Genomic DNA, 22195 nt, shown 5'->3' on the forward strand with positions numbered 1-22195 from the left:
GAAACAATAATGGTAAGTTTATCACTTGATTTATAATGACGACTAAGAACTACCATAAATTTATAGGTGTGTTGATTAACGTATATAATTGTAAAAAATTGGAACTATTAAAAAGATTGGAGGATGTACAGTGAGTAATAAGATTATTGAATTAAAAGGAATAACAAAGACATTCGATGACCAGCAGGTTTTAAAAGGAATAGATTTAAATATATATGAAAATGAATTTTTGACATTGCTTGGACCTAGTGGATGCGGAAAGACAACACTTCTTAGAATTTTAGGCGGATTTGAATCTGCAGACAATGGAGAGGTATTGTTTAATGGCAAAGATATTGCAAAGGTTCCGCCATATAAAAGAGAAATAAATACGGTATTTCAGAAATATGCTCTTTTTCCATTTTTAAATGTATATGATAATGTGGCTTTTGGTCTTAATTTGAAAAAAATGGATAAGGACGTAATAGATAAAAAAGTTAAAAATATTTTAGCTTTAGTTGGACTTGAAGGATTTGAAAAGAGAGATGTTACAAGACTTTCAGGTGGACAGCAGCAAAGAGTTGCCATAGCAAGAGCTCTTGTAAATGAACCTAAAGTTTTGCTTCTTGATGAACCACTTGGAGCGCTTGATGCAAAATTAAGAAAGGACATGCAGATTGAACTAAAAAAGATTCAGAAAGAAGTAGGAATTACTTTCGTATTTGTAACTCATGACCAGGAAGAAGCGTTGTCAATGTCCGACACGATTGTTGTTTTAAATGATGGTGTTATCCAGCAGATTGGTACGCCTATGGACATTTACAACGAACCTGAAAACAGATTTGTTGCAAATTTTATTGGCGAGTCAAATATTATAGAAGGAAATATGCTTAAGGATTGTCTGGTAAAATTTGATGATATTGAATGGGAGTGCGTTGATAAAGGGTTTAAAGATAATGAAGAAATTGAAGTAGTTCTTCGTCCTGAAGATATGGATATTGTAAAACCCGAAGAGGCACAGCTTGTAGGCACAATTATTTCAAAGGTATTTATGGGAGTTCACTATGAGTATCTTGTTGAAACAAAATATAGAAATTATAAAGTTCATACAACAGATGATTATGAAGTGGGGCTTAAGGTTGGAATGACAATTGACCCATTTGACATTCAGGTTATGTATAAGATGGATTATTAATAGGAGGAAACAAAATGAACGAAGTTCATTTTCTATAAATGTTTCCGACGAATAGCCGCCGACCGAAGGGCGGGGACATTACATGTTTTACAGGAGGAAGAAATGGGACATTATAAAAATTTAATAAAACCGTATGTGTTCTGGTCATTTTTGCTTATTGTTGTGCCGCTGTTATTGATTGTGTTGTATTCAGTTACGGCAGGCGACAATTCCGTGTTGACCATACATTTTACATTAGACAATTTTAAGAAAATATCAGATCCTGTATATTTAAATGTATTTATAAAATCTCTTAAGATGGGATTGATTACTACAGGAATTTGTGTGGTGTTTGCATATCCGATGGCATATATTATTGCAAAATTTGACGAGAGTGTTCAGGATATTTTAATTTTGCTGGTTACAATTCCTATGTGGATTAATACTTTGCTTAGAACTTATGCATGGATTAGTTTGCTATCAGACAATGGAATTGTAAATTCGTTATTAAAGGTTTTAGGAATAAATCCTGTAACAATGATGTATACAGATTTTTCAGTTGTAATGGGATTAGTATGTGACTTGCTTCCGTTTATGGTAATTCCAATCCATACATCTCTTGCCAAAATGGATTATTCCTTAGTAGAGGCAGCAAATGATTTAGGAGCAAATAGATTTCAAACTTTTACAAAAGTTATTTTTAAACTTTCGATTCCGGGTGTTATAAGTGGTGTAACGATGGTGTTTTTACTTTCAATATCAAGTTTCGTAATTCCATCTTTACTAGGTGGACGTCAGTATGTACTTATTGGAAATTTAATTGAAAATCAGTTTATATCAGTTGGAGACTGGAATTTCGGAAGTGCGATTTCTATTATCCTTGCAATTATTATATTAGGATTAATCAGATTAATGAAAAAGATTGACTCTGAGGAAGCAGGAGGTGAATAGATGAATAAGAAAGTTTCAATAGGACCAAAGTTATATATTGCGTTGTGTTTTATATTTTTCTATTTGCCAATTGCAATTACAATGTTATTTTCATTTAACTCATCGAAGTCACTTACTCATTTTACAGGATTTTCATTTAGATGGTATGAAAAATTAATTACGGACAGAGATATTATTTCGGCTGTTTATGTTTCAATCAGTATTGCCATAATTTCAACATTGGTATCAACTGTTCTTGGGACAATTACTTCAATCGGACTTTCGAGAAGTAGAAAGGTTCTTAAAGAATGGGTTCTTAGCGTAAATGACCTTCCTATTATGAATCCTGATATTGTTACGGCTATAGGTCTGATGATTTTATTTTCTTCTATTAAATTAGGTAGAGGATATTTGACAATGTTGCTTGCACATATCGCATTTTGTACGCCATATGTAATAACAAGTGTTTATCCTAAGGTAAGACGAATGGATCACAACCTTGCAAATGCTGCAATGGATTTAGGAGCAACACCTTTTCAAGCACTTACAAAGGTTATAATTCCAATGTTAAAGCCTGGAATTTATGCTGGAATGCTACTTGCATTTACAATGTCACTTGATGACTTTGTAGTTTCATATTTTGTAACGGGAAATGGTGTCCAAAACATTTCAATAGTAGTTTATAACATGACAAAAAGAACAAATCCGACAATTAATGCACTGTCAACTCTTCTTATTTTAGCAGTTGTAATTATTTTGATTGTTGTAAACGTAATTCCTGCCATTGCAAAAAGACAGCACAGAGAGGCAAATGAAATTGCATCAAAGGGACATGGAGTGTGGAAGAAATTTGCTCCGGTGCTTTCAGTTATATTGGCAATTGCAATTGCGGGCGGATGTGTTTATGGATTTGTTAAAGAACAAAACCGTCAGGTACTTAGAGTGTTTAATTCAGGAGAATATATGGATACAAATCTTCTGACTAAATTTGAAAAAGAATATGACTGTGAAGTTGTTTACGAAACATATGATTCAAATGAGTCAATGTATACAAAACTGTTAAGTGGAGCTGAGTATGACATTTTAGTACCGTCTGACTATATGGTTGAAAGACTTATAAAAGAAGACAGAATTCAGCCGGTTAACTGGGATTTAATAACAAATAAGGATAATGTTATCAGTAATCTGTTTGAGAATGAATATGATCCTGAAAACAAATATACAGTGCCTTACTATTGGGGAACTGTAGGAATTTTATATAACAAAAATATTGTAGATAAGGCAGATTTGGCACAAGGTTGGGAAATCTTAAAAAATAAAAAATATGCAGGCAATATTTATATGTATGATTCAGAAAGAGATTCATTCATGGTTGCATTGAAAGCGTTAGGTTATTCAATGAATACTTCAAATCATGATGAACTAAAGAAGGCATATGACTGGCTTGTTGACCAGCGTGAAACTATGCATCCTGTTTATGCCGGAGATGATGTTATTGACAATATGATTTCAGGCAATAAAGCAATGGCAGTTGTATACTCAGGAGATGGAGCGTATATTATGTCAGAAAATGAAGATATGGATTTCTTTGTCCCTGAGCAAGGCTCAAATGTGTGGTATGACAGTATGGTTATTACTAAGCAGTGTAAAGATACAAAACTTGCTAATGAATTCCTTAATTTTATGCTAAGGGAGGACGTGGCAAAGCAGAATACGGAATATGTAGGATATGATAGTGCAGTAAAATCGGTTTATGAATATTTTAGAGATGATGAATATGAAGGAATTTCAGCATGTGCGCCTGATATTTCAAATCCGTTAAATGAAACATTTAAATATCAGGATACTGAATTAAAAGAATTCTGTGCCGGTTTATGGACAAAGGTTAAGTCTTATTAGAATTGAGTATCGCTATTATGACTTATAAAAATAAGTATAAGTTGCAATCTATAGAATTGTAATCGATTACGAATAAAGAAAAAGTCTTATTAGAAAAAGGAGCATTATGGCAAATATTATAGAGATAACTGATTTTAATTCTCCGCAGTTAGATATTTATGCAAGAATGTCGGAAGGGCAGCTTCTTAACAGGCATGAACCTGAAAAAGGGATATTCATAGCAGAAAGTCCAAAGGTAGTTGAAAGGGCGTTGGATGCGGGATGTGAGCCGATATCAATGCTTGTTGAACATAAGCATATTGATGGAGAAGCAAAACCTATTATAGACAGATGTAGAGAAGTTCCTGTGTATACGGCGCCATTTGAAGTGCTTACACAGTTGACAGGATTTAAATTAACAAGAGGAATGTTGTGTGCAATGCATCGCCCACAACTTCCTAATGTTTCAGAAGTTTGTAGCAAAGCAAGGCGTATAGCAGTTCTTGAAAATGTAATGAATCCAACAAATGTGGGAGCAATTTTTCGTTCGGCAGCAGCTTTAAACATGGATGCGGTTTTGCTCACTCATGGATGTAGTAATCCGTTGTATAGAAGAGCGATAAGAGTAAGTATGGGAACTGTATTTCAGATTCCGTGGACTTTTTTGAACGAAGAAAAAGGAGTAAGTGAACTTAAAGAATTAGGATTTAAGACAGCCGCTATGGCATTAACTGATGATTCGGTATCAATTGATAACGAGGAACTTTTGGCAGAAGAAAAACTTGCAATAGTTCTTGGAACAGAAGGGGACGGACTTGCTAAAGAAACAATTGCAGACTGTGATTATACTGTAAAAATTCCGATGTCTCATGGGGTAGATTCATTAAATGTAGCAGCAGCCAGTGCAGTTGCATTTTGGCAAATTGGAAAATAATGAGGTATTAGACCTTTTGCTTCAGGCATCTTAAAATTAAAAGTGTAAGACTAAAATCTACTTTGCCCCACTTTAAAGTGGAAATAAACTTTTCGCTTCACGTTAAAATTAAATAAAAAAAATCGCTTGACAAAAGAGTGTGGTTATTGTACTATAAAACACGCGAGTGCGACTCAAAGCAAGCGCATCATGAATAAGTGATGTGCCCAGTTAGCTCAGTTGGTAGAGCAGAGGACTGAAAATCCTCGTGTCTCTGGTTCGATTCCGGAACTGGGCACTCCGCGGGTGTAGTTCAATGGTAGAACACTAGCCTTCCAAGCTAGATACGTGGGTTCGATTCCCATCACCCGCTTTTGTTATGCCTAAAAATGCGTGTAGAATTTCTTAAAAGAAATATATTAAATATACTTAATCAAAAGAACCCACATCATCGCTGATGTGGGCTCTTTTGATGTTACTATATTATTTTTTCTGATAAACTCTTACATAATCAATAATAAATTCAAAAGGAATATTAGAATCATCTACAGGTCCGCCAAGCCCACCGCCGACAGCAGTATTTAATATGAGATAAAAAGGCTTGTCAAACGGCCATGAATCATGGCTTTGGTCTGTGTCATCAGCTTTGTTGTAACGACAGTAGCTTTTGCCATCAACGAAATATTCGATATAATCTGTAGTCCATTCCATTGCATAGACATGAAAATCATCTGAAAAATCAACGTCAAAAGTTACATTTGTTGTGTACTGAATGCCATCCTTACGTGTATGATTGTGATTTTTAGAATGAAGGCTGAACAATAAATGCTTTTTTAACCTTCCAATATGTTCTAAAATATCAATTTCGCCACAGTTTGGCCAATGATCATTTTCAGGAATAGGAGGCAAAATAGCTCGTTGCTCCTTGCTCATGTTAAAGAAATCTGGGCGGCCATCAGGTCTTGTAGGAATTCCGTCAGGTAATTTATGAGGTTTAATATATGGCATCATCCATATTGCAGGCCATGAGCCGACACCTCTTGGCACTTTGGCACGAAATTCAAAATAACCATATGTCCACATTCCTTTATTTAAGGTGTTGACTTTTCCTGATGTGTATTCTCGGTCGCCATCCTTTTGCTTTAAAGAACGTATTGTTAAATGACCATCTTTCACAAAAACATTATCAAGTCTGTCAGTATAGGCCTGAAGCTCGCGATTTGGCCACTGAAAGTTTCCGGTTTCATAATTCCATTTTTTAGAATCTAATTTTCCTTCGTAATCAAATTCATCATTCCAAACTAAATTGTATTCATTAATATTCATAACTATCTCCGATAAAATTTAAAATTCTTTTTGAATTTAACAATGAAAATATTTTTATGCAACACCTTTTTAAAATAATTTATACATAATAAATTGTTTTGGTGTACAATCACTATTGAGAATAAAATAAAAATATGTAAATATTGGGAGTGATTGTGAATACATAACGTATAATATTAAATTTTACACAGTCAGAATAATGAGATTAAAAATTCTACAGTATTAAAAAAATAATAATCTAAAAGAGGAAATAAAATGAATATAGTTTTAGTAGCAATAAATGCAAAATATATACATTCAAATTTAGCAGTTTACAGCCTGAAAGCTTATGCAGAAAAATATGCAAAAAATGAAAATATAGAAATAGAAATTGCAGAATATACAATAAATCAGACAGAGGACGAAGTACTTAGAAATTTATATGAAAGAAAGGCTGATATTTTAGCATTTTCATGTTATATATGGAATTTGCAAATGACAAAGCATGTAATTGAAAATATGAAAAAGGTTGCGCCTAATGTACCGATTTATATGGGAGGTCCTGAGGTCTCGTATAATGCTAAAGAATTTCTTTTACAAAATCATGAAGTAGAAGGAATTATGCGTGGTGAGGGAGAAAAAATATTTGCAAATTTTGTTACGGCTGTGTCAGAGGAGAATAGCCCGATACCAAATCTTTCCAATATAAAGGGAGTGGTTTATAGAAGTGCGAGCGGTGAAATTATTGAAAATGAATTGGAAAGCCCGCTCGATATGTCGGATATTCCATTTGTGTACAAAGATTTAAAACAGTTTGAAAATAAAATAATGTATTATGAGACGAGCCGTGGATGCCCATTTTCCTGTAGTTATTGCCTCTCATCGATAGATAAAAAATTAAGATTTAGAAATTTATCTTTAGTAAAAGAAGAATTGAAGTTCTTTATAGATAATAAAGTTGCACAGGTAAAATTCGTAGACAGAACATTTAACTGCAAGAAAGACCATGCAATAGAGATATGGAAGTTTATAAAAGAACATGACAATGGAATAACGAATTTTCATTTCGAAGTTGCAGCAGATTTGATGACAGATGAGGAAATAGAAATTATTAAAGATATGCGTCCAGGACTAATCCAGTTAGAAATTGGAGTGCAGTCTGTAAATGAGATGACTATTTCAGCAATAAACAGAAAGACAAATTTAGACAAAATAAGAGAAAAAGTTGCTAAGATTAAATCATTTGGAAATGTACATCAACATCTTGATTTGATTGCGGGATTGCCTTATGAAGATTATGATTCATTTGCAAATTCCTTTAATCAGGTTTATGCGATGAAACCTGACCAATTGCAGTTAGGATTTCTTAAAGTACTTTATGGTTCAAATATGAAACTTATGAGCGGGGAATATGGAATAAAGTACTTGTCATATCCACCGTATGAGGTTTTAGAGACAAAATGGATTTCATATGAGGATGTGCTTAAATTAAAGGAAGTGGAAGAAGTAGTTGAAATATACTATAATAGTTTTCAATTTTCTAATTCAGTTATGTATTTAGAAAAAATGTTTGAAACTCCATTTGAATTTTATGAAGAGCTAGGCACGTTTTATAAAGCAAACAGCATGAATGGTGAAAAACATTCGCGAATTGCAAGATATATATTGTTAAGAAAATTTGCAGAATTATTAATAAAAGAAGAAAATAGACCGATAGATATTAATAAGTTTGACGAATTATTAACATTAGATGTATATTTGCGTGAGAATATAAAAACAAGACCGTTATTTGCAAAAGATATTAATAACTTTAAGAAGGAAAAGCAAAGTATTTACAGAAATGAGAAAATATATGAAGTAATTCCTGCGTACAGGGATTATGATAGCAAGCAGATTGCAAAAATGACTCATATAGAAGTGTTTGAAAGAATTTATGAAGCACAGTCAAATCCGAAATATATTTTATTTGACTATAAAGACAGAAACGCGTTAAACAGCGAAGCAAACACAATTGATGTTACAAATTTAGTTGAAAGGTTTGGAGAGAATAATGACTAATGAATATGTCTGTGTGGATATTGAAACCACGGGATGTAAACCAATGGAAAATAAAATAATCGAAATAGGTGCTGTAAAGGTTAAAGATGGAAAGATAGTTGACACATTCTCACGTCTTATAGACCCTGAATGTAATATCCCTTATTACATAACTAATCTTACAGGAATAACAAATGATATGGTAAAGGGGCAGGATACAATAGATATTGTGCTTAAGGACTTTATTGACTTTGCAGAGGGCGATGTGATAATGGGGCATAATATAATGTTTGATTATAGTTTCCTAAAATGCAATGCCATGGCGTACAATTATAAATTGGAAAAAAGGGGAATTGATACGTTAAAGATTGCAAGAAAAACTATGCCTGAATTAGAAAGTAAGGCGCTGGATTATTTGTGCAGATATTTTGGAATTCTTGACGAAAATCATCATCGTGCATTTAATGATGCTGCAGTTACGGTTGAATTATATAATATTTTGTGTGGCAAATTTGGTGCAGAGTACAAGGAAGTATTTGAACCACGGTCGCTTGTGTGTAAAATAAAAAAAATACAGCCTGCCACGGCAAAACAAATAAAATATTTAAAAGATTTAATGGCATATCATGGTATAGAAGAGCAAATTGAATACGACAAACTGAGCAAAAATGAAGCATCTAAAAAAATAGACAAAATTATAAGCAAAAAGGGAAGAATTTTTGGCTTTGAGAACAAATAGTGTTGTGTTATACTGTGATAATATAGGTTTATAAGCAAAACTATTATGGAATTTATAAGAATTTGCATTGCTAAAGTTAAGAAAATAGTGATAACATATGCAACCTGAGCAAATATGCAAATTAAAAATTTCTACAAATTATAAAAGTATATAAAGGAGAATTGACATGAATTTTTTTGATATGTTCAATAAGAAGAAAAACCAGAGAATCATTTCAGGTGTAATAATTGCAGTAGTTGTACTTGCAATGGTAGTGACAACAGTATTTTCTGTTATGCCGTAAATATAGAAGAGAAAACAAAATGAATGAATTTCATTTTTCTATAAATGTTTTCGACGAGTAGCCGCCGACCAAAGGGAGGGGCAATACAGATTAAGAGGAGGAAAACAAGTGAAAAGTATAAAGAAGAGCGTTGCTGTTATAACAGTAGTTGCAGCTGTACTTGGAATGTCAGTATTTGCATTTGGAGCTGCATCTTCTAAAAATTCAAAAGATAAAGATGTAATCAAAAGTGGAGTAAGAATTGAAAGTATAGACGTAAGCGATTTGACAGAAGAAGAAGCAAATACTAAGGTAAAAGCTTATGTAAAAGAAAAAACAAATGTGCCGGTTAAGATTGATGTAAATGGTACAGAGGTAAAAACTAATTTAAGTGACTTAGGATATAAATGGACAAACAAGTCAGTAATTGAAGAAGCAGTCGGAGTTGGAAAATCAGGAAATGTCATAAAGAGATATAAAGACGGACTTGATTTGAAAAATGAAGGAATTGAGCTCAAACTTGAATTTGGAATTGAAGAAAAAAATATGAAAGACAATTTAAAGAAAATTTGCGACAGCTATAATGTTGAAGCAAAGAATGCGTCTTTAAAACTTACTTCTTCAGGGTTTGAAGTTATACCTGAGCAGGATGGTGTCGTTATTGATTATGATGTAACAGTATCAGGTTTATATGATTACATAACAAAGGAATGGGATAACAAATCAGATATTTTATATACAGCAGAAACAAAGGTGTCTAAACCTAAATATACATCAGAAGATTTAAAGAAAGTTTCTTCTACACCTATGGGAAGTTACTATACTTCATTTTCTGTAGGAACTTCATATGATAATAGAAATAACAATATTAAACATGGAGCTGAAGTATTAGACGGAATTCTTTTATATCCGGGAGAGCAGTATTCATTAAATGAACATTTGGCACCATGGACAGCTGAAAATGGATGGTATCCTGCAGGAACATATGTTGATGGTGGTGTAGCAGACAGTTATGGCGGTGGTATTTGTCAGGTATCAAGTACACTATACAATGCATTGCTTGAAGCAGAAATTAAAGTTGTAGAAAGATATTCTCATTCAATGTCAGTAGCTTATGTGCCATTGGCAGCGGATGCAGCTTTAGCAGGAGATTATAAAGACTTAGTATTTGAAAATAATACGGATGCACCTATTTACATTCAGTCTGTATATAATGCAGGTGGAACATTGACATTTAAAGTTTATGGCCATGATACAAGAGACAGTAGTCGCTCAGTAAAATATGTAAGTGAGACAGTTAAGGAAATACCAATCGGAACAAAGGTTACAAAGGATTCTTCAAAACCTACAAGTTATGAATCAGTAACTGAAAATGGTCATGTGGGATATGTTGCTAAGCTTTGGAAAGTTACATATGAGAATGGAGAAGAAGTTGATAAGGAATTGTTACACACAAGCACTTATGCAATGACTCCAAAGAAAGTTGTAAAAGGAACGAAGAAAGAAGACAAAAAGGGAGAAGAAACGACAGATAAAAAAGATGATTCTGACTCAGATTCAGATAACAAAGAAGAAACAACAAAGAAAAATGAAAAGGCTGAAAAGACAACGTCAGCTAAGGCTAAAGAAACAAAGAAGTCAGAAGAATAAAATAATATATATGATAGGCGGTGGCTTATGCGCAGAGGAAAGATTTCTGAAATCGCTTTAAAACGTTCTGTTTTAAAAAATATAAAAAACAGAAATGCTAAAGTGATTAGAGGAGCAGATTTAAGTAATGACGCCTGTGAAATACAATTAGAAGACGTTACGGTTGTAATGTCTTCTAATTGTATAGAAACATGGTTTGACGGATGCATAGAGTTTAATGTAGCAAAGGAAATGAATAATATATATGTGCAGGGTGGAATTCCACTTGCGGCAGAAGTTTCAATTGCATTACCATTAGAATATGAAGAAAAGCAGCTTGGCAAATTAATGAGAAAGCTTGATGAAGTATTTGGCAAATACAATGTGCAGATTTCAGGCGGTCATACTACTGTTTCTGCTAATGTAAATCAACCTATAATTATGTTTACTATAATGGGTAGTAAGTGCTACAATGTAAATTGTTTGAAGGATGTTAAGCCCGGACAACAGATTGTTATGACAAAATCCATAGCAGTTGGTGGAACGGGACTTATATCTAATGCTAAGACGGATATTTTAAAAGAAAAATTCATAAATACATATGTTGATAAATGTAAAGATATTATAAATTATATTTCAATTGAAGACGAATCACGTATAGCCTTGGAATGCGGAGAGGTTGCTTTACATGACATTTCTACAGGAGGAGTTTTTGCAGGAGTATGGGAACTTACATCTGCAAGTGGTCTTGGAGTGAAAATTGAATTACAAAAGATTCCGGTATGGCAGGAAACAATTGAAGTATCAGAAGTATTTGATATTAATCCTTATATGCTTGATGGTACAGGTTCTTTATTGATAGTAACAAATAATGGGGAAAGGCTTGTAGATGTTTTAGAAGAAAAAGGAATTAACGCAAGCGTTATAGGAATAATAACATCCGATAAAAACAGAGTATTGATAAATGGAGATGAAACAAGATTTCTGGAACCTCAAAGAGGCGATGAAATATATAAGTTATTCTAAAAGGAGAGGTAGAATATGAGAGAAGAAATTCTTCGGTTATTAGAAAAAAATAGCAGAATAGATATTAAAGAGATTGCTATTTTAGTTGGAAAGACAGAAACTGAAGTGGCAAATGAAATAGCACAGATGGAAAAAGAGGGGATTATAAGAGGTTACTATACTTTGATAAACTGGGATAATACAAATGATGAAAGAGTATCAGCGCTTATAGAAGTTAAGGTAACACCGCAAAGAGGAATTGGGTTTGATAAAATTGCTGAGAGAATCAGTAAATTTGATGAAGTAAAATCAGTATATCTTATGTCAGGTGGATTTGATTTTACAGTAATATTAGAAGAAAAGACAATGAAAGAAATTGCTCAGTTTGTTACAAGTAAATTATCTACTTTAGATGAAGTGTTAAATACAGCAACACATTTTGTATTGAAAAAATACAAAGATTACGGTGTGACAATGATGGAAGAACATAAAGATGAAAGGATGTTAGTGACGCCATAATGAAGAATCCAATATCAAATGTAGCAATGAATATGCAACCATCAGGAATAAGAAAGTTTTTTGATATCGTTAGTGAAATGAAGGATGCTATTTCACTTGGCGTTGGAGAACCGGATTTTGACACTCCATGGCATATTCGTGAAGAAGGAATTTATAGCTTAGAAAAAGGAAGAACATTTTACACATCTAATGCGGGACTCATGGATTTGAGGAATGAAATTTGCAATTATCTTGATAGAAAATTAGGATTACAATATGATCCTGCTAAAGAAGTGGTAGTTACAGTAGGTGGAAGTGAGGCTATAGACATAGCGATAAGAGCTATGATTAATCCGGGAGATGAGGTGTTAGTTCCACAACCGTGCTTTGTATCATATGTCCCTTGCGTTCAGTTAGCGTATGGCGTGCCTGTAACAATTGATTTAAAAGAAGAGGACGAATTTAAATTAACAAAAAAATTGTTGCTAGAACATATAACAGACAAAACAAAATTGCTTGTATTACCATTTCCAAATAATCCAACAGGAGCAACTCTTGATAAGCATGAATTAGAAGAGATTGCTCAGGTTTGCATTGAAAAAGATATATATGTATTATCAGATGAAATTTATTCAGAACTTTCATATAAAGAAAAGCATATTTCAATCGCATGTATACCAGGGATGAAAGAAAGAACAGTTCTCATAAACGGATTTTCAAAGGCTTATGCTATGACAGGATGGAGATTAGGCTATGCGTGTGCACCGCACGTTATTATGGAGCAGATGATTAAACTACATCAATTTGCAATCATGTGTGCACCGACAGTAAGTCAGTATGCAGCAGTTGAAGCTTTGAAAAATGGTGACAGAGATGTCGAAAGAATGTGTGAGTCATATAATGAAAGAAGAAGATTTGTTGTTTACAGACTTAGAGAAATGGGCCTTGAATGTTTTGAACCTTATGGAGCATTTTATGTATTCCCGAGCATTAAGAAATTTGGAATGACATCAGAAGAATTCGCAACCAGATTATTACAGGAAGAAAAGGTTGCTGTAGTTCCAGGCGATGCATTTGGAAAATGCGGGGAAGGATATTTAAGAATATCTTATGCATATTCTATTGATAGCCTAAAAACTGCATTAGACAGAGTTGAAAAATTTGTCAAAAAACTGGAACAAAAATAAATGATAATTATTTAGAAAAAGTTGCGATATAAGTAATTGTTGAAAAACTCCAATATAAAAATTAAAATTATAATGCCAGTAATTATAAAAATACAATGTAAATAATTTATTGGAAGTAACGTTATAAGTAATTATCAAATTCATATTTTTATAAATAAAAAATAGCAAATCATAATTTGAAGAATTTGCATTGAAAGAGGGAAAAGATGAATATCGTTTTATTAGAACCTGAAATACCACAGAATACAGGAAACATAGGAAGAACATGTTGCGCCACAGGAACAAAACTACATTTAATAGAGCCTATGGGATTTAAAATTAATGAAAAATCAGTTAAAAGAGCCGGAATGGATTATTGGGAACATTTAGATGTTACAATCTATGAAAGCTATGAAGATTTTTTGGAAAAAAATCCAAATGCGAAAATATGGATGGCAACAACTAAGGGACCAAACAGATATAGTGATGTTAAATTTGAAGAAAATGATTACATCATGTTTGGAAAAGAAAGTGCAGGGATACCTGAGGAAATATTAGTTGAAAATCAGGAACATGCAATACGAATCCCGATGAATCCACAGATTCGTTCATTGAATCTTGCAAATTCAGTAGCAATCGTATTATATGAAGCTTTACGTCAGAATGATTTTGCGGGAATGCAAATGGAAGGACATTTGAGAAAATACGATTGGAAATAATAAAAATTGACATATTTTAATGCCGAAAGTTAAAAAAATCTACAATAATAGCAGGAAAACTGTTGTTTTGTAGGTTTTTTTTGGTTAAAAACGATTTTAATAAAGTTACCGTATTTTAGGACTAAAATTCGTATTAAAATATATCAAATTCCACATTAAAATTAGTCGAATATTTTTGAATCAAACCATTGCAAAACAAATAATTAAGTGATATATTAGTCTCGATTAGTGGAGACATTATGTGTTTTTGTTGTACTTTTTATAGAAGAAACAAGTAAAAAAAACGCATTTTGCCATAAAAATAACATACATGGAGGTTTATAGATGGAAACTTTAGAATGTATTAAAACAAGAAGAAGTGTCAGAAAGTTTAAGACAGATTCAGTAAGTAAAGAAACAATTGAGAAACTTGTATTGGCAGCATCATATGCACCTTCATGGAAAAATACTCAGACAACAAGGTACATTGCTATAACTAATGAAGAAGTTAAGGCAAGATTAGCAACAGAATGTTGTGCAGAACACAACGCTCAGATAATCAATGGAGCCCCTTTACTTATAGCAACTTTAATTGTGGACAAGCGTTCAGGATTTGAAAGAGATGGAAGCTTTTCTACATCTAGAAAGGATGCATGGCAGGCATTTGACAATGGTATTGCAACACAGACTCTTTGCCTTGCGGCAAATGACCTTGGATTAGGAACGGTTGTTATGGGACTTTATGATATAGATAAGGCCAGTGATATAATTGGAGTTCCTGAAGGTCAGCTTTTAATGGCTTTAGTTGCTGTAGGATATCCGGATGAGAAACCGTCTGTACCGAAGAAGAAGACAGTAGAAGATTTATTGAGTTACTGTTAATAAAAGCACTAATATGTTAGAAAAGCGCAAGCTTTTATATATTTATTTTTAGGAGGAAGAACAAAAATGAGAGAAGAATGGACAGGATTTAGCAATGGCGCATGGACATCAGAAGTCAACGTTAGAGATTTTATCCAGAAAAACTACACACCATATGATGGTGATGCTAGTTTCTTAGCAGGACCAACACAGAACACAACAGATTTATGGAATCAGGTACTTGATCTTCAGAAGAAGGAAAGAGAAGCTGGTGGTGTTCTTGATATGGATACAAAAGTTGTACAGACAATCACATCACACGGTGCAGGTTACTTAGACAAAGATAAAGAAACAATCGTAGGTTTCCAGACAGATAAGCCTTTCAAGAGAGGTCTTCAGGTTAACGGTGGTATCCGTATGGCTATGAAAGCTTGCTCAGATAACGGCTATGAAGTAGATCCGGAAGTTGTAGATTTCTACACAAACTATAGAAAGACACATAACGCAGGTGTATTTGATGCTTACACACCTGAAATCAGAACATGTAGAACAAACCACATCGTAACAGGTCTTCCTGATGCTTACGGACGTGGACGTATCATTGGTGACTACAGAAGAGTTGCATTATACGGTGTTGATACACTTATCGTAGATAAGGAAGCTCAGAAGGCTGCTACACCTACAGAAATGAGACCGGAAGTTATCCGTGATAGAGAAGAATATTCAGAACAGATCAGAGCTCTTAAGGAATTAAAAGAATTAGGTAAGATTTACGGATTTGATATTTCTAGACCAGCTCAGAACGTACAGGAAGCTATTCAGTGGATGTACTTAGCATACTTAGCAGCAGTTAAGGAACAGAATGGTGCAGCTATGTCACTTGGACGTACTTCAACATTCATCGATATCTATGCTCAGAGAGACTTAGAAAACGGTACATTTACAGAAGAACAGATTCAGGAATTCGTTGACCACTTCATCATGAAGTTAAGATGCGTTAAGTTCGCAAGAACACCTGAATACAACCAGATTTTCGCTGGTGATCCAGTTTGGGTTACAGAATCAATCGGTGGTGTAGGTATTGACGGACGTCATATGGTAACAAAGACATCATTCAGATACCTTCATACATTAGAAAACTTAGGTGCAGCTCCAGAACCAAACCTTACAGTACTTTGGTCAACAAGACTTCCACAGGAATTCAAGAAATACTGTGCTAAGCTTTCAATTGAATACTCATCAATGCAGTACGAAAACGATGACTTAATGAGAGTATACAATGGTGATGACTACGGAATCGCTTGTTGTGTATCTTCAATGAGAATTGGTAAAGAAATGCAGTTCTTCGGAGCTAGAGCAAACCTTGCTAAATGTCTTCTTTACGCTATCAATGGTGGTGTTGATGAAAAGACTAAGGTTCAGGTAGGACCTAAGTACAGACCAATTACATCAGAATACCTTGATTATGATGAAGTAATGGAAAGATACGAAGATATGATGAAATGGTTATCAGGAGTATATGTAAATGCTCTTAATATCATTCATTATATGCATGATAAATACTCATATGAAAGAATCCAGATGGCATTACATGATGCTCACGTTAAGAGATGGTTTGCAACAGGTGTTGCCGGACTTTCAGTAGTAGCAGATTCACTTTCAGCTATGAAATATGCTAAGGTTAAAGTAATCAGAGATGAAGACGGATTAGCAGTAGATTATGAAGTAGAAGGTGACTTCCCTAAATATGGTAACGATGATGACAGAGTAGATAGCCTTGCAGTTATGATTGTTGACAAATTCATGGGCTACTTAAGACAGCACTACACATACAGAGATAGTATCCCAACACAGTCAATTCTTACAATTACATCAAACGTAACATATGGTAAGAATACAGGTAACACACCTGACGGAAGAAAAGCTGGACAGCCATTCGCTCCAGGTGCTAACCCACTTCACGGAAGAGATACTCATGGTGCAGTTTCATCACTTGCATCTGTAGCTAAGATTCCATTTGAAAACGCTAGAGATGGTATCTCAGATACATTCACAATCATCCCAGATGCTCTTGGAAAAGATTGTGACGTATTCACAGGTGATCTTGACGCTGACGAACTTGGTCTTGATATCGACGATCTTATCAAGTTACAGCAGTAATAAAAAATAAAAGGAAATGATTCAGAATGACAACAGGAATAATTCATTCAACTGAAAGCTGTGGGACAGTAGATGGACCTGGCGTAAGATTTGTAGTGTTCTTCAAAGGGTGCCCAATGAGATGTGCATATTGCCATAATCCGGACACATGGACTATGGAGGGCGGTACAGAAATGACTGTTCAGGAACTTCTTGATGAATATCAAAAGAAAGCACCATTTTATAAAACCGGAGGTATCACCGCTACAGGCGGTGAGCCAATGGTACAAATAGATTTTCTTACGGAACTGTTTGCCGCAGCGCATAAAAAAGGAATTCATACCTGTCTGGATACATCAGGTGTAACATTTAGACCTGATAATCCGGAAAATCTGAAAAAAGTAGATAAATTACTTGAAGTAACCGATTTGGTTATGCTGGATATAAAACACATTGATCCGGAAGAACACAAAAAGTTGTGCAAACAGCCAAATGATAATATTTTGGCATTTGCAAAATATCTTAATGATAAAAAGATTCCAATATGGATAAGACATGTTGTGGTTCCGCATATTACAATGAACAAAGAATATCTTTATAAGTTAGGTCTATTTATAGGAAAACTTGAGATGGTTAAGGCATTAGATATTTTACCATATCATGATATGGCTAAACCAAAGTATGCAGAGCTTGGGATTGATTATCCATTAAAGGATATAGAGCCAGCTACTAAAGAAATGGCTGTAGCGGCTAGAAAAATAGTGTTACAGGGATTTAGAGAATCCAGGATAAAATTATTAGAAGAGAAAAACAAATAGGAGGTAGAGAAAATGGCAGCAAGTGCAAAACAGATTGATAATTTAGTTTCATTAATAGATGGATATGCAGAGGAAGGCGGATATCATCTTAACGTTAACGTATTAGTTAGAGATACATTACTTGATGCTCAGCAGCATCCAGAAAAGTATCCACAGCTTACAATCCGTGTATCAGGATACGCTGTAAACTTCATCAAGTTAACAAAAGAACAGCAGGATGATGTTATTAGCAGAACATTCCACGGAAATCTCTAAGATTAAGTTGGATAGTTTACTAAATAACTATTAAATAAGAGACTGATTGTATTTAATGGTAATGAATTACCGTTATAAAACAATTGGTCTCTTTTAAATTATTAGATGCAGTGCATATAAAATTGTGCTATAGTGATATAAAGCGTCCAAAAGACGATAAAATTCGTGATATGATATCATGGAAATTTAATATAATCATAAGGATGAATGATATGAAGTTATTAGAGGAAAGAATCAGAAAAGATGGAATACTTAAAGAAGGCAATGTATTAAAAGTTGATAATTTTTTAAACCATCAGATGGACATTGAATTATTTAATGAAATGGGAAAAGAATGGAAGAAATTATTTGCAGACAAGAATATTAATAAGGTGTTAACAATTGAAGCTTCAGGAATAGGAATTGCTTGTATTGTAGCACAGTATTTTAATGTACCGGTCGTATTTGCTAAAAAAGCACAAAGTATTAATATTGATGGTGAAGTATATTCAACTAAAATAGAATCATTTACTCATAAGAAAGTTTACGATGTAATCGTTTCAAAGAAATATATAGGACCTGAAGATCATGTATTAATTATTGATGATTTCCTTGCTAATGGATGTGCACTTCAGGGATTAATTCAGCTTGTCGAAGACGCGGGTGCTACAGTTGAAGGAATTGGAATTGCTATTGAAAAAGGATTCCAGCAAGGTGGAAAAATAATAAGAAATAAAGGAATTAAATTAGAATCATTAGCTATTGTAGATGGAATGAATCCTGAAACCGGAGAAATAATATTCAGAAAACAGAAACAAAGTTATTAGCCGGAAGTAAAGACATTCTGGAAAACCAAAATAAGTGTGTTTCAGACTTTTGGTTTCGACGTTACTAAAAATATAATAAAAAGAGGCGATAGATATGCACAACATAGTTTCAAAATTATTAATTTACGGAAATATGCCGGAAGATTCAATATTAATGGAATTGAGTAATATAATAAGAGAATATAAGGGTGAGAATTACAAGAAGGATGAGATTATTACAAGAATATATCATCAGATAAAGAGAATTCTCGAAATTTCAACAGATTATGCGTTTGATAAGAATTTATGGCATAATTATCTTACATATTTACTTATTACAAATGAAAATCCATTTAGTTTGACTTGTGAAAAGGTAGGAGCAAGTGATGGAAGTGTAAATTATTTCGCAAAAAATGATTTTAAGCAGTTCAAAAAATTGTTTGATTATGATTTTGGACCTATGGAAGAAGAACTTGGAATTGATTGTTTTTCAAGAATTGAAAATTATAAGGCTATAGGTAAACCTGAATTAATGTACAATAAAAATGTAAGCGAAAAGGTTAGAGCGTTAAGTGAAAAATTGGAAAATACAAAAAATGAAGATGAATTTTTTACATGTGTTACTGATTTCTACAAAGATTATGGTGTAGGAATGTTTGGACTTAATAAGGCATTTAGAATTAGTGACAATGACGGCAAATTACAATTTCATGCTATTAATAATATGGAGCAGGTTGCATTGGATGACCTTGTAGGATATGAAATTCAGAAAAAGAAACTTGTGGATAATACAGAAGCATTTGTACAAGGAAGAAAGGCAAACAACTGTCTTTTATTTGGCGATAGTGGAACAGGAAAGTCAACAAGTATAAAGGCTATTGTTAATGAGTATTATGACAAGGGTCTTAGAATGATTGAAATTTATAAACATCAGTTTAAAGACCTTTCAAATGTAATAGCAAGTATTAAGAATAGAAATTATAAATTTATTATTTATATGGATGATTTGTCATTTGAAGAATTTGAAATTGAATATAAATTCCTTAAAGCTGTAATAGAAGGTGGCGTTGAAACAAAACCGGAAAATGTATTAATATATGCAACATCTAACAGACGTCATTTGATTAAGGAAACATGGAATGACAGAAGCGATGTCCAGGTGGATAACGGAATGCATAAATCAGATACAATGGAAGAAAAACTTTCTCTTGTAAACAGATTTGGTGTGACAATTAATTATTCTAAACCAAGTCAGAAGGAATTCTTTAACATTGCAGTAGAATTATGCAGAAGAGCTGGAGTTACAATGAGCGACGAAGAGATAAAGGCTGAAGCAAATAAGTGGGAATTAAGCCATGGTGGTATCTCAGGAAGAACAGCGCAACAGTTTGCAAACTATCTTGCAGGACAGCAGAAATAATAAGCAATAGTAGTAGGTAGTTTGGGAAAGTATGGTGATTTGATGAAAGTATATAAATTCGGAGATATTCCTGTCGGAGTAGAAACAAGAGGTATTTATTTTAATGATAATTGTATTAATTATTTAGCTGAAAAAGCAAAACCGGAATTTGTAATAAAGGCTACAGACAAGGATTTGGAATTCGAACAGATGCAGTCAGAAGATAATCAGACTTATCCTAAATCCTATTTGGAATTTATAGCTTTATATAGAAAGTTTTGCGAAAAAGCGATTGATTATGGGGTTATTCTAGTTCATGGAAGTGTGCTTGAAATTGATGGAAAGGCATATATGTTTTCAGCTCCAAGTGGAACAGGAAAATCAACTCATGCTAAATTATGGAGAGATTGCTTTGGAGACAGAGTGACTATGATAAATGATGACAAGCCGTTAATTAAATTTAGGGAAGATGGCATATATGCGTATGGTACGCCTTGGGATGGAAAGCATCATTTATCAACTAATATGAAAGCAAAACTTGCCGGGATTTGTTTCTTGCATCAGGCTAAGGAAAATCATATAGAAAAAGCAACAAAGGAGAATGCAGTTAAGCATCTTATGAACCAGGTGTATAGACCAAGAGATATTATGGCAATGAGTAATACATTAGAATATGTTGATAAAATTGTTAATGAGATTCCGATATACGAAATGGGATGTAATATTTCAAAGGAGGCAGCTATTGTTGCATATGATGCAATGAAGGATGGAACACTGTAGTATGGAAGATAAGAAAATAGAAGATATTATTAAAGAAAAAGGTTTCTATGTCGCGACAGTAGTTGGAGACAGTATGATGCCAATGTTACATAATAAAAAAGATTTGGTGAAAATTGTTCCGGCTGATTCTAATTTAAAAGAGAATGATATTCCGTTATATAAACGACCTACAGGAGAGTATGTTCTACATAGAATAATAGCTGTGAAAAGGAAATATTACATTATTTGTGGCGATAATAGAACTCATAAGGAAAAAGTTCCTTTTGATTGGATTGTGGGCGTTTTGGAAGAATTTGAAAGAAATGGCGCAACATACAAAACAGATAATGCAGAATATCTAAATTATGTGGATAAAATGCGGAAAACTTTTTGGAAGAGAAAGTTAAAAAACAATGTAATAAAAATTAAGAGAAAAATAAGAGGAAAATAATGAAAAAGAAAACTTTATTGATAGCAATGGTTTTGACAATGGTAATGTCTACATCAGTATTTGCAGCAGGAGGAGACAATTATGGAGAAGATATTTTTGGAACAACATCTTCCCAAGTAACGACAACTAAAGCGAGTGCTACAGAAAAGACAACTGATAAAGAAAATATAAAAAATAATGTTGAAATATGTGCTACACAAAATGGCACAGAAAATAAAAATATATTAAAAAAGGCTAAGATTGTAAGTATTAAGAGAGTTAATGGAAATAAAGCCAAAATAAAATTAAAGAAAATTGATAGTGCATCAGGTTACCAGCTATGTTATTCTACAAATAAAAAGTTTAAGAATAACAAAAAGGTGTCAGGCTCTAAATTGTCATACAAGTTAAAGTTAGTGAAAAAGGGAAAAAAATACTATGTAAAAGCAAGGGCATTTTCCTTAAGCAATAATAAAAAGGTGTATGGAAAATGGAGCAAAGTTAAAAAAATATAAAAAAAGTAAAAAAGTGCTTGC

General features: G+C 33.3%; 21 protein-coding genes and 2 tRNA genes. 22 read left to right on the top strand and 1 reads right to left on the bottom strand.

What is annotated here, in order from left to right; all coding sequences use genetic code 11:
* Window positions 1-130: 130 nt before the first annotated feature.
* The 6 genes from potA (at window position 131) to N5B56_RS02980 (ending at window position 5247) form a co-directional block, all read left to right on the top strand.
* Entirely contained in the window at window positions 131-1174 is a 1044-nt protein-coding gene (gene potA / locus N5B56_RS02955) for a spermidine/putrescine ABC transporter ATP-binding protein (RefSeq protein WP_022089125.1), read from the top strand.
* A 102-nt stretch (window positions 1175-1276) separates the two neighbouring features.
* Window positions 1277-2104, top strand: coding sequence for an ABC transporter permease (locus N5B56_RS02960; protein ID WP_022089126.1), 828 nt, complete (start codon window positions 1277-1279; stop codon window positions 2102-2104).
* Window positions 2105-3982: an extracellular solute-binding protein gene (locus N5B56_RS02965; RefSeq protein ID WP_260978355.1), complete on the top strand. Its 1878-nt coding sequence runs from the start codon at window positions 2105-2107 to the stop codon at window positions 3980-3982.
* Window positions 3983-4088: 106 nt separating this feature from the next.
* Window positions 4089-4895 carry a TrmH family RNA methyltransferase gene (locus N5B56_RS02970; protein ID WP_260978356.1) on the top strand — a complete coding sequence of 269 codons (807 nt, stop codon included), beginning with the start codon at window positions 4089-4091 and terminating at the stop codon, window positions 4893-4895.
* Between the two features lie 204 nt (window positions 4896-5099).
* Window positions 5100-5172: transfer RNA gene (locus N5B56_RS02975), tRNA-Phe, on the top strand.
* Window positions 5173-5176: 4 nt separating this feature from the next.
* Window positions 5177-5247, top strand: a tRNA-Gly gene (locus tag N5B56_RS02980).
* 110 nt (window positions 5248-5357) lie between these two features.
* Here N5B56_RS02980 and N5B56_RS02985 read toward each other — a convergent pair.
* Window positions 5358-6200: a glycoside hydrolase family 16 protein gene (locus N5B56_RS02985; protein ID WP_260978357.1), complete on the bottom strand. Its 843-nt coding sequence runs from the start codon at window positions 6198-6200 to the stop codon at window positions 5358-5360.
* A 255-nt stretch (window positions 6201-6455) separates the two neighbouring features.
* Between N5B56_RS02985 and N5B56_RS02990 the strand changes: the two genes are divergently transcribed.
* The 16 genes from N5B56_RS02990 to N5B56_RS03065 all read left to right on the top strand — a co-directional run bounded on the left by N5B56_RS02990 (window position 6456) and on the right by N5B56_RS03065 (window position 22174).
* The gene (locus N5B56_RS02990) at window positions 6456-8237 is read left to right on the top strand and encodes a B12-binding domain-containing radical SAM protein (protein ID WP_260978358.1); all 1782 of its coding nucleotides are present in this window, start codon (window positions 6456-6458) and stop codon (window positions 8235-8237) included.
* A complete protein-coding gene (locus N5B56_RS02995) occupies window positions 8230-8955 on the top strand; it encodes a 3'-5' exonuclease (protein ID WP_260978359.1) in 726 nt (241 codons plus the stop codon). Before N5B56_RS02990 ends, N5B56_RS02995 begins: the two co-directional genes overlap by 8 nt.
* 391 nt (window positions 8956-9346) lie before the next feature.
* Window positions 9347-10867 (top strand): VanW family protein, encoded by a 1521-nt coding sequence (locus N5B56_RS03000; protein ID WP_260978360.1) that lies wholly within the window; start codon window positions 9347-9349, stop codon window positions 10865-10867.
* 27 nt (window positions 10868-10894) lie between these two features.
* Window positions 10895-11872, top strand: a complete 978-nt coding sequence (locus tag N5B56_RS03005; RefSeq protein ID WP_260978361.1) for an AIR synthase-related protein — start codon at window positions 10895-10897, stop codon at window positions 11870-11872.
* Between the two features lie 15 nt (window positions 11873-11887).
* Window positions 11888-12370, top strand: a complete 483-nt coding sequence (locus tag N5B56_RS03010; protein WP_022088686.1) for an Lrp/AsnC family transcriptional regulator — start codon at window positions 11888-11890, stop codon at window positions 12368-12370.
* On the top strand, window positions 12370-13536 hold the full coding sequence (locus N5B56_RS03015) for an aminotransferase class I/II-fold pyridoxal phosphate-dependent enzyme (protein WP_118565006.1): 1167 nt from the start codon (window positions 12370-12372) through the stop codon (window positions 13534-13536). The genes N5B56_RS03010 and N5B56_RS03015 overlap by 1 nt, the downstream gene beginning before the upstream one ends.
* A gap of 206 nt (window positions 13537-13742) precedes the next feature.
* Window positions 13743-14234, top strand: a complete 492-nt coding sequence (gene trmL, locus N5B56_RS03020) for a tRNA (uridine(34)/cytosine(34)/5-carboxymethylaminomethyluridine(34)-2'-O)-methyltransferase TrmL (protein WP_022088684.1) — start codon at window positions 13743-13745, stop codon at window positions 14232-14234.
* Between the two features lie 324 nt (window positions 14235-14558).
* Window positions 14559-15095, top strand: coding sequence for a nitroreductase family protein (locus N5B56_RS03025; protein WP_022088683.1), 537 nt, complete (start codon window positions 14559-14561; stop codon window positions 15093-15095).
* A gap of 66 nt (window positions 15096-15161) precedes the next feature.
* Complete coding sequence (gene pflB, locus N5B56_RS03030) at window positions 15162-17234, top strand: formate C-acetyltransferase (RefSeq protein WP_022088682.1); 2073 nt, start codon at window positions 15162-15164, stop codon at window positions 17232-17234.
* Window positions 17235-17260: 26 nt separating this feature from the next.
* On the top strand, window positions 17261-18031 hold the full coding sequence (gene pflA, locus N5B56_RS03035; protein WP_022088681.1) for a pyruvate formate-lyase-activating protein: 771 nt from the start codon (window positions 17261-17263) through the stop codon (window positions 18029-18031).
* Between the two features lie 12 nt (window positions 18032-18043).
* On the top strand, window positions 18044-18286 hold the full coding sequence (gene grcA3 / locus N5B56_RS03040; RefSeq protein WP_022088680.1) for an autonomous glycyl radical cofactor GrcA3: 243 nt from the start codon (window positions 18044-18046) through the stop codon (window positions 18284-18286).
* A 212-nt stretch (window positions 18287-18498) separates the two neighbouring features.
* Window positions 18499-19092, top strand: coding sequence for a xanthine phosphoribosyltransferase (locus N5B56_RS03045; RefSeq protein ID WP_260978362.1), 594 nt, complete (start codon window positions 18499-18501; stop codon window positions 19090-19092).
* A gap of 94 nt (window positions 19093-19186) precedes the next feature.
* A complete protein-coding gene (locus N5B56_RS03050; RefSeq protein WP_022088678.1) occupies window positions 19187-20491 on the top strand; it encodes an ATP-binding protein in 1305 nt (434 codons plus the stop codon).
* Between the two features lie 42 nt (window positions 20492-20533).
* Window positions 20534-21250 carry a hypothetical protein gene (locus N5B56_RS03055; protein WP_260978363.1) on the top strand — a complete coding sequence of 239 codons (717 nt, stop codon included), beginning with the start codon at window positions 20534-20536 and terminating at the stop codon, window positions 21248-21250.
* A 1-nt stretch (window position 21251) separates the two neighbouring features.
* Window positions 21252-21680 (top strand): S26 family signal peptidase, encoded by a 429-nt coding sequence (locus tag N5B56_RS03060; protein WP_260978364.1) that lies wholly within the window; start codon window positions 21252-21254, stop codon window positions 21678-21680.
* Window positions 21680-22174, top strand: a complete 495-nt coding sequence (locus N5B56_RS03065; protein ID WP_260978365.1) for a hypothetical protein — start codon at window positions 21680-21682, stop codon at window positions 22172-22174. Before N5B56_RS03060 ends, N5B56_RS03065 begins: the two co-directional genes overlap by 1 nt.
* The last annotated feature ends 21 nt before the right edge of the window (window positions 22175-22195 follow it).

Origin of the sequence: Eubacterium album (assembly GCF_025336545.1) — a bacterium.
In the GTDB taxonomy this organism is placed as follows: Bacteria; Bacillota; Clostridia; order Lachnospirales; family Lachnospiraceae; genus Eubacterium_U; species Eubacterium_U album.

What these genes read in the sequence shown, in the direction of transcription:
- N5B56_RS02960 (WP_022089126.1), top strand. Translation starts at nt 1,277, where the DNA reads ATGGGACATTATAAAAATTTAATAAAACCGTATGTGTTCTGGTCATTT.
- N5B56_RS02965 (WP_260978355.1), top strand. Translation starts at nt 2,105, where the DNA reads ATGAATAAGAAAGTTTCAATAGGACCAAAGTTATATATTGCGTTGTGT.
- N5B56_RS02970 (WP_260978356.1), top strand. Translation starts at nt 4,089, where the DNA reads ATGGCAAATATTATAGAGATAACTGATTTTAATTCTCCGCAGTTAGAT.
- N5B56_RS02985 (WP_260978357.1), bottom strand. Translation starts at nt 6,200, where the DNA reads ATGAATATTAATGAATACAATTTAGTTTGGAATGATGAATTTGATTAC.
- N5B56_RS02990 (WP_260978358.1), top strand. Translation starts at nt 6,456, where the DNA reads ATGAATATAGTTTTAGTAGCAATAAATGCAAAATATATACATTCAAAT.
- N5B56_RS02995 (WP_260978359.1), top strand. Translation starts at nt 8,230, where the DNA reads ATGACTAATGAATATGTCTGTGTGGATATTGAAACCACGGGATGTAAA.
- N5B56_RS03005 (WP_260978361.1), top strand. Translation starts at nt 10,895, where the DNA reads ATGCGCAGAGGAAAGATTTCTGAAATCGCTTTAAAACGTTCTGTTTTA.
- N5B56_RS03010 (WP_022088686.1), top strand. Translation starts at nt 11,888, where the DNA reads ATGAGAGAAGAAATTCTTCGGTTATTAGAAAAAAATAGCAGAATAGAT.
- N5B56_RS03015 (WP_118565006.1), top strand. Translation starts at nt 12,370, where the DNA reads ATGAAGAATCCAATATCAAATGTAGCAATGAATATGCAACCATCAGGA.
- trmL (WP_022088684.1), top strand. Translation starts at nt 13,743, where the DNA reads ATGAATATCGTTTTATTAGAACCTGAAATACCACAGAATACAGGAAAC.
- N5B56_RS03025 (WP_022088683.1), top strand. Translation starts at nt 14,559, where the DNA reads ATGGAAACTTTAGAATGTATTAAAACAAGAAGAAGTGTCAGAAAGTTT.
- pflB (WP_022088682.1), top strand. Translation starts at nt 15,162, where the DNA reads ATGAGAGAAGAATGGACAGGATTTAGCAATGGCGCATGGACATCAGAA.
- pflA (WP_022088681.1), top strand. Translation starts at nt 17,261, where the DNA reads ATGACAACAGGAATAATTCATTCAACTGAAAGCTGTGGGACAGTAGAT.
- grcA3 (WP_022088680.1), top strand. Translation starts at nt 18,044, where the DNA reads ATGGCAGCAAGTGCAAAACAGATTGATAATTTAGTTTCATTAATAGAT.
- N5B56_RS03045 (WP_260978362.1), top strand. Translation starts at nt 18,499, where the DNA reads ATGAAGTTATTAGAGGAAAGAATCAGAAAAGATGGAATACTTAAAGAA.
- N5B56_RS03050 (WP_022088678.1), top strand. Translation starts at nt 19,187, where the DNA reads ATGCACAACATAGTTTCAAAATTATTAATTTACGGAAATATGCCGGAA.
- N5B56_RS03055 (WP_260978363.1), top strand. Translation starts at nt 20,534, where the DNA reads ATGAAAGTATATAAATTCGGAGATATTCCTGTCGGAGTAGAAACAAGA.
- N5B56_RS03060 (WP_260978364.1), top strand. Translation starts at nt 21,252, where the DNA reads ATGGAAGATAAGAAAATAGAAGATATTATTAAAGAAAAAGGTTTCTAT.
- N5B56_RS03065 (WP_260978365.1), top strand. Translation starts at nt 21,680, where the DNA reads ATGAAAAAGAAAACTTTATTGATAGCAATGGTTTTGACAATGGTAATG.